Source organism: Streptomyces sp. NPDC058671, assembly GCF_042716475.1.
Taxonomy (GTDB): domain Bacteria; phylum Actinomycetota; class Actinomycetes; order Streptomycetales; family Streptomycetaceae; genus Streptomyces.
Genome location: NZ_JBHXSA010000020.1, coordinates 80671 through 92670 on the forward strand (window position 1 = coordinate 80671; position 12000 = coordinate 92670).

A 12000-nucleotide genomic window follows, 5' to 3' on the forward strand; every position below is an offset into this window, starting at 1 on the left:
CGTACGCATCCCTCTCCTGGAGCGCACATGACGTCACGTCTCACACGCAAGTCCGCACCGCTCGCCGTCGCCCTGATCGCGGTGACCGCGGCCATGACGATCCAGCAGCCCGCTCACGCGGCTGCGGACAGGATCCGGCTGGGCAGCGCGGCCGATACAAGTCGCACCTCGTGGAACGGTCCCGCGTTCACGATGAACGGCGCCGGCGGCGTCGTGCCGGCGTCGATGTCCCGGGCCGTCGACGCCATCCGCGGGGGTACCGGCAGCATCGACGTCGTCGTTCTCTCCGGGTCGGCCCCCACGTCGGGCAGCAAGACCCCCGAGTGCGACACCGTCATGGGCCTGACCGGCGTGAACTCGTGTACGACGTGGACGCTCACCACGGCCGGCGACGGGAACAACAGCCAGATGAACACCGATGTCCGCAACGCCGAGTTCGTCTACTTCGCCGGCGGCGACCAGTGCAGGTACGCGGCATGGAAGGGAACCGCGCTCGAGGCGTCGGTCGAGTCCGTGGTGGCCAAGGGCGGCGGCTCCGGCGGGGGAAGCGCCGGCCACCACATCAACAGCCCCGTCGTCTACGACGCCTGCAACGGCAGCGTCACCAGTGCCGAGGCACTCGCCAACCCCTACGACCGCTACATCAGCTTCACCACCGGCATGTTCCAGTGGGCGAACTACGGCGGAGTCGTCAACGACTCCCACTTCGTGACCCGCGACCGCATGGGCCGCACCATGGCCTTCCTCGCCCGCGCGGTGAAGGACGGCCTCACGCCGGGAGGCGCCGCCTGGGGCGTCGGCGTCGAGGAGGGCGGCGGATCACTGTTCATCGACCGCGACGGCATGGCCACCCAGTACGGCAAGGACGCCTACGTCGTCCTCGCCGACCACCAGCCCGAGCAGGCCGTCGACAGGAAGCCGCTGACCTACTCGGGCTTCAAGATCTGGCGCCTGACGCCGGGCTCGACCTTCGACTTCAAGAACCGGCCCACCTGCGGGTACTACCTGCGCAGCGTCACCAACGGGGTGACCGACGCCAACCTCTACAACGGCACTCCGGTGACCGACTGCGGAGGCCAGAGCGGCGGCACCGCGCTCGCCGAGAGCGAGCCGAACGACACCCGCGACACGGCCGACGACGCCACCACCCTGCCCTCCCCCGGCACCCTGACCGGGAACATGAGATCCACGAGCGACCGCGACTACTTCAAGGTCGCCCTGCCCGCCGGCCGGACCCTCACCGTGAACTGCGCCGTCCCCACCGCGTACGACGCCGACGTCTACCTGCTGGACTCGGCGGGCAACACTCTTGGACGCTCCGTCAACGACGGCGCCGGCACCGACGAGAACCTCACCTTCACCAGGACCGCCTCCGGGACCGGCACGTACTACGTCGACGTGGAGGCCTACAGCGGCAGCGGAACCGCCGCGTACAACTGCGCCCTGACCAGGAGCTGACGACGGCGCCGGGTCTGCGGCCGGCGCCAGGGCGAAGACCCGGCCGCCCGCTCGCGGGCCCGGCCCGGCGGTGCCGGGCCGGGCCCTCCGTGACCTACTGCGGATGGGTGAGCCTCCAGGGGTCGAGTCGATCGTCCAGCTCCTCCTCGGTGAGCAGTCCGCTCCGTGCGGCCAGCACGCGCACGGACAGTCCCGTGTCCATGCACTGACGCGCCAGTTCGGTCGCCCGCTGATAGCCGATGACCGGATTGAGCGCCGTGGCGAGACCGGCCGACCCCTCCACCGACTCGCGAAGCCGGTCCTCGTTCGCCTCGATCCCGCGCACGCACCGCTCGGCCAGGACGCGGCAGGCCGCCTCCAGACGGTTCATCGAGTTCAGGAGGTGATGAACCATCAGGGGCTCGAACGCGTTCAGCTGGAGCTGCCCCGCCTGGGCCGCCGCGGACACCGAGGCGTCGGCTCCGACCACGTCGAAGCACACCTGGTTGACCGCCTCGGGGACGACGGGGTTCACCTTGCCCGGCATGATGCTCGACCCCGCCTGCAGCGCGGGCAGGCGGAGCTCCCCCAGGCCGGCCCTCGGTCCGGAGCACAGCAGTCGGAGGTCGTTGCAGATCTTCGACAGGCGCAGGGCGAACTGCTTCAGGGAACCGGAGAGCTGAAGGAATCCCCCCACTCCCTGGGTGCTCTCGACGGGCTGGCGGGCCGAGCGGACCGGGACCGACGTGATCGTCGCCAGATGCGCCACGGCGAGTCGCGCGAATCCGGCGTCGGCGTTCAGACCGGTCCCGACGGCGGTTCCCCCGAGATTGACTTCGAGCAGCGCGGATGAGGCGCGCGTGACGAGCGACGCGTCATCACGCACCGTGAGGGCGAACGCGTCGAACTCCTGCCCGAGAGTGATCGGTACGGCGTCCTGGAGCTGCGTCCTGCCGAGCTTCACGACCTTGGCGAAGGCGCCGCCGCGTTCGGTGAAGGCGTTCACCAGGACACTCATCGCGTCCAACAGGCGCCCCGCGGCGGCGTACATCGCGAGCTTGGCCGCAGTCGGGTACACGTCGTTGGTGCTCTGCGAGCGGTTGACGTCGTCAAGGGGATGCAGATGGACGTAGGCGCCGCGCTCGTGACCGAGCAGCTCCAGCGCCCGGTTCGCGATCACCTCGTTGACGTTCATGTTCGACGAGGTACCCGCGCCGCCCTGGAACACATCCACCACGAACTGGTCGTGCAGACGTCCTTCTCGGACCTCTCCGCACGCCGCGACGATCGCGTCGACCCGTTCTCGCGGCAGGGTGCCCAGGTCGCCGTGGGCGAGTGCGGCGGCCTCCTTCACCTCGGCGAGGGCGATCACGAGTTCCGGGTGGGCGGACAGCGCGGTGCCGGTGAGCGGGAAGTTCTCGACCGCCCGAAGCGTGTGAATGCCGTAGTAGACGTGCGCCGGGACGCCCCTGTCGCCGATCAGATCGTGTTCCTCGCGTACGGAATCCACACTCGCCCCTTTGCACAGGCCCTCGACAGGAGGACGCCACAGCAGCATCCGTGCCAGTATCAGGCATTACACATCACCCACACAAGACTCTAGTTGAATCTCACGTTACAGACCTCCTCGCCTTCGCGATGTCGGCGTTGGTGGCCCCCTCGGCGAGCCGTGCCAGGAAGTCCGTCTCGCGCGGGGTGAGACGATCGATCCGGCTCCGGGCCTGTGCCGTCCGGGGGCGGTCGCCGTGGCGGAAGCGGTCGATGAGGCGGCGCGCAGCGGCGGGATGGAGCATGGCGGACCCGGCGGCGACGAGGTGGACGGCACGCAGGATCTCGGCGGGGTCGGTGTCCTTGAGGAGGAAGCCGTCGGCGCCGGCGGCCAGCGCGTCGTAGACATAGGCATCGAGGTCGAAGGTGGTCAGGGTGATCACCTTCGGTGGATGGGGAAGGGCGCGCAGTCGCGCGGTGGCGGTGATGCCGTCCACGCGGCGCCACCGCGACGTCGAGGAGGTCCTCGCCGGCTACCAGCGCCGCTACGCGACCGACTGCTGGACCGTGTGGGGCAACCTGCCCCCGGCGAAGGTCTGGCACCTGCGCCGCCCCGCACCACCGACCGCCCGGGCGACGGTGCCGACGACACCGACAGCACCGGCACCGGCACCGGCACCGGCACCGGCACCGGCACCGGCACCGACGACCCTGGTCGGAGGGGGCCGATGAACGCGCTGACCAGCGTGACCGGCGTGATCAGCCAGGTTCCCGCTCCGGCCGCGTACGCGATTCTGGCCGCCGCGGTGCTGGCCGAATCCGTCCTGCTGATCGGCGCGTTCATCCCGACCCTGACCCTCCTGCTGGCCACCGGGGCCATGGCCCGCACCGGTGACCTCGACCTGGCCCTGGTCATCGCCACCGCCTCGTGCGCGGTGGTGGCCGGGGACGCATTCGGCCACCGCACCGGGCACCTGCTGGGCAGCCGCCTGCGGACCGGTCGCCTCGGCCGCCGCATACCCGCGGCCGCCTGGCGGCGGACCGAAGCCCTCATGGCGAAGCGCGGCGGTCAGGCCGTCCTCCTCTCCCGGTTCGTCCCCGTCCTGCGCACCCTGACCCCGCACCTGGCGGGCGCGACCCGGCTTCCCTACCGCCGTATCGCCCCCTACAGCCTGTGCGTCGCTCCCCTGTGGGCCGGGGCGGAAGCCGCCACCGGCTACGCCGCGGCCACCTCCCTCCAGCACGCCCTGGCACTCGGCGGCCCCGCACTCGCCGTCACCGCCGCCCTGGTCGCCGGGACTGTCCTGGCCACCGCCGGGATTCGCCGTCGCCGGGCACGTGGAGCACCGGAAGCATCGGCCGATGACCACGCCTCCGACGCCCCTCACGCCACACCGGTCGTCGGTGTGGCGTGAGGCGTCCTGAAGTCGCAGGTCAGACGGTGGAGCGGAACGCCGGCAGGTACCCGCCGGCGTGGCCCGCGGCCTTGGGGTGGTAGGAGTTCGACACGGGGACGGCGACACTGTGCAGCCAGGCGTCGCTCGAGCAGATCTCGTGCCCGGTGAACTCGTCCACGACGCTCGAGTACACGAAGCCGGCAGCGGCGGCGCGTGCGGCGAGAACGCTGTTGAGGGCGTCGCTGCCCCGGTTGATCGCGGCCCGCTCGGTCTCGCTCAGACCGGCGATGCAGCCACCGTTCAACCGGTAGAACTTCGGGTAGCCCAGGACCACGACGCGTGCCTGCGGAGCCCTGCTGCGGATCGCGCCGTAGAGGGCGGAGAGGCTGCCGGGGAGCACGTTGTCGACTTTGGCGACCGCCGTGTTCACGGCGTTGACGCAGGTGGACTCGCTCTGCAGGACGCAGGTCTGCATGACGTCGGCGAAGCCGACGTCATTGCCGCCGGCCGTGACGCTCACCAGCGTGGTCGACGAGTTGAGCGGGGAGAGCTGGCTGTCCTTGACCGTGGTGCTCGTGGCGCCGGAACAGGCGGTGAACGCGAACGACGCCGGTGCGTTGGCCGCCGCCCACAGGGACGGGTACGCCTTGCTGCTGCGCTGGCAGGCACCGCTGTCCGACAGGTAACTGCCGGCGCCCACCCCGGAGGAGTACGAATCTCCGAGAGCCACGTAACGCTCGCCCGCCGCGGTGGCGGCGTTCGCCGGCTGCGTCAGGCCGAGGACGACGCCGGCCAGAGTCAGGGCCGTGGCGAGAGCCCGAGCCCAATTAGTTCTGAGCATGACAAACAGCCCCTCAAGTAGAGGATGGGGAAGCCGGGTTACTGGATCGACAACCTTGTAGCAGGCGAGATCCCCGCCGCGACAGACATGCGACAAAGGCCGTCCCATTTGCGAAGATGTTGATTCACGTGCGGACGTGTTCGCGTGCGGACAGGTCGCGGGAGCGTACGGAGCGTCGCCCCCCACCCGCCGGATCCGCCCGCTCCCCGGCACCAGTCCCCCGCCACCAGGGCGAACGCCTGAAGTAGGTTGACCTGGACGAAAGGAGCGTGGGCAGTGGGGGAACGGGTCACCATGGCGGACGTCGCCCGAGCGGCCGGCGTGTCGTCCGCCACCGTCTCGTACGTCCTGTCGGGGAAACGAGCGGTCGCTCCCGCCACACGGACAGCCGTCGAGGCGGCCGTCGACCGGCTGGGGTTCACCGTGAACACCACGGCACGCAGCCTGCGGACCGGACGGTCGAGCCTCGTGGCACTGATCGTGCCCGACCTGGCCAACCCGTTCTTCGCCCAGCTGGCCGCGGCGCTCGAGGAGGGTGTGCGGGGTCTCGGACTCCACGTGGTGGTGTGCAACACGCGCGCCCGCCGGGAGGAGGAACGCGCACTGCTGGCCGAGGCGGTCCAGCAGCATTTCGCCGGTGTGGTGATCACACCTTTCCGGCTCCTGCCCTCGGACCTCCGTCCGGTGGTCGAGGCCGGTGTGCCGGTCGTCGTCAGCGCCGACGTACCCTTCGGGCCCGTCGACCAGATCTCTCCCGACGCCCGGGTCGCGACACGGCAGGCACTCCAGTGCGTCACCTCCGGGGGCCGCCGCCGCATCGCGGTGATCGCCGGCCCCCGGGACGCGACGGGTGGCGACCCGCGCCTGGAACTCCTCCGCGCCCTGGCCCTGCAGTTCGGCACCAGCGTGCCCCGTGAGCTCGTGGTGCGCGGTGAGCACACGCGTGAAGCGGGAGCGGCCGGATTCGGTGAGCTGCTGGGGCGCCGCCACGCACCGGACGCGGTGTTCTGCGCGAACGACGCCATCGCCGTAGGAGCCATGGACAAGGCGCGGGAGCTGGGGATCGAGATCCCCGAGGAGGTCGCGCTGATCGGGCACGACGACGCGTCCTTCGCTTCGCTCGTGCGGCCACAGCTGTCCACCATCCGCTACCCCGCAGCCGAAGTCGGCCGTCTGGCGGCCCAGTTGCTCCGTGAGCGGCTCGACGGGCGCGAGGTGTTCAAGACCGTGAAGGTCAAGGCCGAGTTCATCCGGAGGGCGTCCGCCTGACCCGGTGGCACCGCACCACTCCACCGTTCACGCGACGCCGCCACGAAAGGCGACAGAACCCGAGGGACGTAATCGATTACGCCCCAGCCGTCCATCAAGAACTGCGCATCGCAGTGCATCAAATATTCCCAGGTCAGAACGGATTCAACCGGCACCGACCCCCCGTCCGCGGGTGCGGGAGACGCCACCGGATCTGAAGGAATCACGCCCAGACTCTTGACATGGACCTTTCGCCATTGTGAGGTGGCGGCCACCGCTTCGTCGAAGCGGATCCTCGGCGCAAGGAGCGACTTTCATGGCGATGCTCGGTCGGACCTCTGTGGGCAGACGTTGGGCGGTCGGCGGCGCGGCTCTGGCCCTCACCGTGGTCACCGGTTGCGGTGGCGGCGGCACCGGGGAGAGCGCGGCGGGCGCCTGCGAGCCGGCCTCGGGCAAGGTCACGCTGCAGTACTGGTCATGGGTGCCCGGCATGGAGCAGGCGGTCGACCTGTGGAACAGAGAACACCCCGACATCCAGGTCGAGTTGAAGAACACGCCGTCGGGCAACGCGGGCACCTACCAGAACCTGTCCAACGCGCTCAAGGCCGGCAAGGCACCTGACCTGGGACAGATCGAGTACGACTCGCTGGCGAGCTTCCGTCTCAAGGAGGGCCTGCGGGACATCTCGTCGTGTCCGGGAGTGACCGAGGCCGAGACCCGGTTCGCGGACTGGACCTGGTCGCAGGTCGAGTTCGGGGCCGAGGGCGAGGACGGGGTGTGGGCGGTGCCCCAGGACACGGGACCGATGGCGCTGTTCTACCGCAAGGACGTCTTCGAGGACCTCGGCATAGCCGTCCCGAAGACCTGGCAGGAGTACGAGGCGGCCGCGCGGACGGTCAGGAAGGCGGGCAAGTACATCACCCACTTCCCGCAGACCGACCCCAACTGGTTCACCGGGCTGCTGTGGCAGAACGAGGCCACCCTGTTCGAGCGCGAGGGCGACGCCTGGAAGGTCACCGTCGACCGGCCCGAGAGCAGGCAGGTGGCCGACTACTGGCAGAACATGATCGACGACAAGCTCGTCGCCACCGACCTGCAGGGCTTCTCGCCGGCGCTGTACAAGTCGTGGAACTCCGGCGAGGTGGTCACCTGGATCAGCGCCGCGTGGGGCTACAGCACCCTCCGCGACAACGCGAAGGCGACCTCCGGGAAGTGGGCCGTCGCCCCTATGCCGCAGTGGAAGGCGGGCGAGAAGCGGGCCGGCAACTGGGGCGGTTCGACGACCGCCGTGCTCGCCGGTTCCCCGCACCCGGCCGAGGCGTCGCAGTTCGCGCTCTGGCTGAACACCGATCCGAAGGCACTGGAGATCCTCAACCGTGAGGGCGGCCTGTACCCGGCGGCGAAGGCCGGTCTCGACCTGCCGGCGCTGAAGAAGCCGGTCGACTTCTACGGGCGGCAGCCGGTCTTCGACGTCTTCGCCGAAGCCTCCGCCGGGGTCGACACCGGTTTCACCTGGGGTCCCACCATGACGGACACCTACCGCTTCCTGAGCGACGGCACGGCGAACGCCATCGGCGGCGGGTCCACCCTCGGCGACGTCCTGAAGCAGACCGACGCCCAGAGCGCCGAATCGCTGCGCAAGCAGTCGCTCGACGTGACCGAGTAGACGGCTCCTCGTCCCGATCCCGTCCCCGCCGCGACCACCCGGCGGGGCCGGCCCCTTCCCGAAGGCTTCGCGTGACCTCGACCACCGCTCCCCCCGCTCCGCACCGCCGGTCCCACCGCACCGCGGCGCCGTGGATCTTCCTGCTCCCCTTCCTCATCCCCTTCGTCCTCTTCACCGTCGTGCCCGTCGGATACGCCTTCTGGCAGAGCCTGCAGAAGACCGAACGCACGGGCGGCACGTTCGGCCGGACCCGGACGGTCTTCGCCGGGTTCGAGCAGTACGCCGAGGTCCTGTCCTCACCGTTCCTCCTGGACAGCGTCCTGCGTGTCGTGCTCTTCGCGCTGGTGCAGATCCCCGTCATGCTCCTGATCTCCCTGGTCCTGGCCCTGCTGCTGGACTCGACGGTGGCCCGCTGCAAGCGGTTCTTCCGCCTCGTCTACTTCGTGCCGTACGGGATACCGGGCGTCGTCGCGGCGCTCATGTGGGCCTTCCTGTACGACCCCCGTCTCTCACCGGTCGTCGACGGACTGCGCTCCCTCGGCCTGCACGTCGACCTCCTGGGGGCGGACGCCATCCTGTGGTCCATCGGGAACGTCGTCACGTGGACGTACACCGGCTACAACATGCTGATCCTGTACGCGGCCCTGCAGGCGGTCCCCTCCGACATCGGCGAGGCCGCCCGGGTGGACGGCGCGAGCGGGTGGACCATCGCGCTGCGCATCAAGATCCCGATCATCCGCCCCGCCTTGGTCCTGACCGGCGTGTTCTCCCTCATCGGCACGTTCCAGCTGTTCACCGAGCCACAGGTGTTCCGGTCCATCTCCACGAGCGTGACCAGCACCTTCACGCCCAACCTGGCCGCCTACTCGCTCGCCTCCGGCGACGACTACAGCGGGGCGGCGGCCCTGTCCGTCCTCCTGGCGCTGGTGACCTTCCTGCTCTCCTTCGCCTTTCTGCGCTTCACCACGAGGAGGCAGCCATGAGCATGCTGACCCGTACCGAGGGGGCCCACCCGGCGCCTCCGACGCGTTCCCGCCGGCCGGGGAGCAGCGGGCGGGCGACGGTGGGCGCCATGGTGTTCATGGTCCTCGCCGCCTGCTACATGCTGCTTCCGGTCTACTGGCTGATCGTCGCTGCGACCAAGAACCAGGGCGACCTGGTCAGCACGCCCGGTCTCCTTCCGGCCGAGTGGCACCTCGGCGACAACCTCGTCTCCCTCTTCACCCAGCAGGACGGCGTCTTCGGCCGCTGGCTCCTCAACAGCCTGCTCTACGCGGGTGCGGGCGCGGCGGTCGCCACGGCCCTGGCCGCGGCAGCCGGCTACGCCCTGGCCAAGTACACCTTCCCCGGCCGGGAGACGGTGTTCTCGGTTGTCCTCGGTGGGGTGCTCGTGCCCGCGACCGCGCTGGCGCTGCCGCTCTTCCTCCTGTTCGCCGAGTTCGACGCCACCGACACGTTCTGGTCGGTGTTCCTGCCCAGCGTCGTCAGCCCGTTCGGTGTGTACCTCTCGCGCATCTTCGCCGTGGCGTCCGTCCCGGACGAGGTGATCGAAGCCGCCCGCATGGACGGGGCCGGAGAGTTCCGCATCTTCCGCACCCTCGCCCTGCGCCTGATGACGCCGGCCCTCGTCACCGTCTTCCTCTTCCAGTTCGTCGTCATCTGGAACAACTTCCTGCTGCCGCTCGTGATGCTGCAGGACGACCGCCTCTACCCCGTCACGCTCGGCCTGTTCACCTGGCAGTCCCAGACCAGCCGGCTGCCCGGACTGCAGAGCCTCACCATCGTCGGGGCGCTCGTCTCCGTCGTCCCCATCGTCCTCACGTTCCTTCTCCTGCAGCGCTACTGGCGCGCCGGACTGGCCGCCGGAGCGGTGAAGTCATGACCGACCCCCTGACCCTGCTGAACGACCGTGTCGGCGGCATCGCCTACGGCGGCGACTACAACCCCGAGCAGTGGCCACGGGAGGTGTGGCGGGAGGACGTCCGGCTGATGCGCGCGGCGGGGGTCAACCTCGTGACCCTGGGAGTGTTCTCCTGGTCCCGCATCCAGCCCCGGCCCGACACGTACGACTGGAGCCTGCTCGACGAGGTCCTGGACCTCGTGCACCGCAACGGCATCGGCGTCGACCTCGCCACCCCCACCGCCGCCCCGCCCCCCTGGTTCACCCGGGCGCATCCGCAGGCACGGCCGGTGACGTCGGGCGGGACCCGCCTGTCCCACGGCAGCCGGCAGGTGTTCTGCCCCAGCCACCCCGCGTACGCCGAGGCCGCCGACGCCCTCGTCGAGGCGCTGGCCATCCGTTACCGCGCTCACCCGGCGGTCGTCCTGTGGCACGTGCACAACGAGTGGGGCAACCACAACGCGCTCTGCTACTGCGACACCAGTGCCGCCGCGTTCCGGGACTGGCTGCGGGCACGCCACGGATCCCTCGACGTGCTCAACGAGGCGTGGGGGACGGACTTCTGGAGCCAGCGGTACGGGGACTGGGAGGAGATCGACCCGCCACGGGACACCACGGCCTTCCACAACCCGGGGCAGGACCTCGACTTCCGCCGCTTCTCCTCCGACGCCCTCCTGGCCCGGCACCGCGCGGAGTCCCGCATCCTGCGCCGCTTCGCACCGGGCATCCCCCTCACCACCAACCTGATGGGCACGCTGGAGAAGAAGGTCGACGGGCACGCCTTCGCGGCCGAGTGCGACCTCGTCTCCGTCGACCACTACCTCACCGCGGCGGACCCCGAGGGGCACGTCGGCCTGGCCCTCAACGCCGACCTCGCACGCGGGATGGCGGGCGGCCGGCCGTGGCTCCTGATGGAGCACTCCACCTCCGCCGTCAACTGGCAACCGGTCAACGTGGCGAAGAAGCCGGACGAGACACGCCGCAACAGCCTCACGCACCTGGCCCGCGGGGCGGACGGCGTGCTGTTCTTCCAGTGGCGGCAGTCCCGTGCCGGCGCCGAGAAGTGGCACTCGGCCATGCTGCCCCACGGGGGAACCGACAGCCGGGTGTGGAAGGAGGTCAGCCGGCTCGGAGCCGACCTCGCGGACCTCACCGAGGTGGTCGGCACCCGCGTCGTCAGCGAGGTCGCCGTGCTGTTCGACTGGCAGACGTGGTGGGCCCTCGAACTCGAAGCCCGACCCTCCGGCGAGGTGCGGTACCTCGAAGCGGTCCGGGACTGGTACGAGGCGCTCTGGAGCCTCAACATCACCTGCGACCTCGTCCCGCCCGGCGCCGACCTGACCCCCTACCGGGCCGTGCTCGCACCGAACCTCTACCTCCTGTCCGACGACGACGCCAAGAACGTCACCCGGTACGTCGAGCGCGGCGGGCAGTTGGCGGTCGGATACTTCAGCGGGGTCGTCGACCACCACGACCGGGTACGCCCCGGCGGCCATCCTGGCGCCCTGCGCGATGTCCTGGGCCTGCGGGTCGACGAGTACCTGCCGCTGCGCGCGGGAGAGGCCGCCCGGCTCGACGGCGGGGGGCACGCCGTCCGCTGGGCGGAGCGCATCGAGCCCCGGGAGTGCGAGACCGTGCTGAGCTTCGCCGACGCTCCCGACGGCGGCCCGGCCCCCGGAGCACCCGCCGTCACGCGCAACCGGTACGGCCGGGGAACCGCCTGGTACGCGGGCACACGCCTCCCCCGGGAGAAGCTGCGCGACCTGGTGCGGTCGGTGTGCCAACAGGGCGACGCCGCACCCGTCGTCGACGGCCCGCCAGGGCTGGAAGCCGTGCGGCGCTCCGGTCCCGACGGCTCGTACCTGTTCCTCGTCAACCACACCGACAGCACCCGGTCGGTCCCGGCCGACGGGACGGGGCTGCTCGGGGCGACGGTGCGGGACGGCCGGGCGGTCGTCCCCGCCGGGGCGGTCGTCGTGGTGCGCGAGCACCCGGCGAAGCGCCGCCCGTGAGCGGGCACGCG

At 70.5% G+C, this 12000-nt stretch carries 10 protein-coding genes and 1 pseudogene; 8 read left to right on the plus strand and 3 right to left on the minus strand.

Annotated elements, in window-relative coordinates; all coding sequences use genetic code 11:
- Positions 1-27 precede the first annotated feature (27 nt).
- On the plus strand, positions 28-1458 hold the full coding sequence (locus ACFWV2_RS24130; RefSeq protein ID WP_384407539.1) for a pre-peptidase C-terminal domain-containing protein: 1431 nt from the start codon (positions 28-30) through the stop codon (positions 1456-1458).
- A 94-nt stretch (positions 1459-1552) separates the two neighbouring features.
- Here the strand turns inward: ACFWV2_RS24130 and ACFWV2_RS24135 are convergent, their stop codons facing one another.
- Entirely contained in the window at positions 1553-2995 is a 1443-nt protein-coding gene (locus ACFWV2_RS24135; protein ID WP_384407541.1) for an aspartate ammonia-lyase, read from the minus strand.
- A 76-nt stretch (positions 2996-3071) separates the two neighbouring features.
- A pseudogene (locus ACFWV2_RS24140) lies at positions 3072-3434 on the minus strand (response regulator); the annotation flags it as partial.
- On the opposite strand from ACFWV2_RS24140, the gene ACFWV2_RS24145 reads away from it, so the two are divergent.
- Both ACFWV2_RS24145 and ACFWV2_RS24150 read left to right on the plus strand, forming a co-directional pair.
- Positions 3412-3657 carry a hypothetical protein gene (locus ACFWV2_RS24145; protein ID WP_384407543.1) on the plus strand — a complete coding sequence of 82 codons (246 nt, stop codon included), beginning with the start codon at positions 3412-3414 and terminating at the stop codon, positions 3655-3657. The pseudogene ACFWV2_RS24140 and the gene ACFWV2_RS24145 sit on opposite strands and share 23 nt — an antisense overlap.
- Positions 3654-4340, plus strand: a complete 687-nt coding sequence (locus ACFWV2_RS24150; protein WP_384407545.1) for a DedA family protein — start codon at positions 3654-3656, stop codon at positions 4338-4340. Before ACFWV2_RS24145 ends, ACFWV2_RS24150 begins: the two co-directional genes overlap by 4 nt.
- A 19-nt stretch (positions 4341-4359) precedes the next feature.
- Here the strand turns inward: ACFWV2_RS24150 and ACFWV2_RS24155 are convergent, their stop codons facing one another.
- On the minus strand, positions 4360-5163 hold the full coding sequence (locus ACFWV2_RS24155; protein WP_384407547.1) for an SGNH/GDSL hydrolase family protein: 804 nt from the start codon (positions 5161-5163) through the stop codon (positions 4360-4362).
- Positions 5164-5439: 276 nt separating this feature from the next.
- Here ACFWV2_RS24155 and ACFWV2_RS24160 point away from each other — a divergent pair, with 276 nt between their 5' ends.
- The 5 genes from ACFWV2_RS24160 to ACFWV2_RS24180 all read left to right on the plus strand — a co-directional run bounded on the left by ACFWV2_RS24160 (position 5440) and on the right by ACFWV2_RS24180 (position 11989).
- Complete coding sequence (locus ACFWV2_RS24160) at positions 5440-6432, plus strand: LacI family DNA-binding transcriptional regulator (protein WP_384407549.1); 993 nt, start codon at positions 5440-5442, stop codon at positions 6430-6432.
- Between the two features lie 295 nt (positions 6433-6727).
- The gene (locus ACFWV2_RS24165) at positions 6728-8077 is read left to right on the plus strand and encodes an ABC transporter substrate-binding protein (RefSeq protein ID WP_384407551.1); all 1350 of its coding nucleotides are present in this window, start codon (positions 6728-6730) and stop codon (positions 8075-8077) included.
- Positions 8078-8148: 71 nt separating this feature from the next.
- Positions 8149-9060 (plus strand): carbohydrate ABC transporter permease, encoded by a 912-nt coding sequence (locus ACFWV2_RS24170; RefSeq protein ID WP_384407553.1) that lies wholly within the window; start codon positions 8149-8151, stop codon positions 9058-9060.
- A complete protein-coding gene (locus tag ACFWV2_RS24175) occupies positions 9057-9959 on the plus strand; it encodes a carbohydrate ABC transporter permease (RefSeq protein WP_384407555.1) in 903 nt (300 codons plus the stop codon). Before ACFWV2_RS24170 ends, ACFWV2_RS24175 begins: the two co-directional genes overlap by 4 nt.
- On the plus strand, positions 9956-11989 hold the full coding sequence (locus tag ACFWV2_RS24180; protein ID WP_384407557.1) for a beta-galactosidase: 2034 nt from the start codon (positions 9956-9958) through the stop codon (positions 11987-11989). Before ACFWV2_RS24175 ends, ACFWV2_RS24180 begins: the two co-directional genes overlap by 4 nt.
- The last annotated feature ends 11 nt before the right edge of the window (positions 11990-12000 follow it).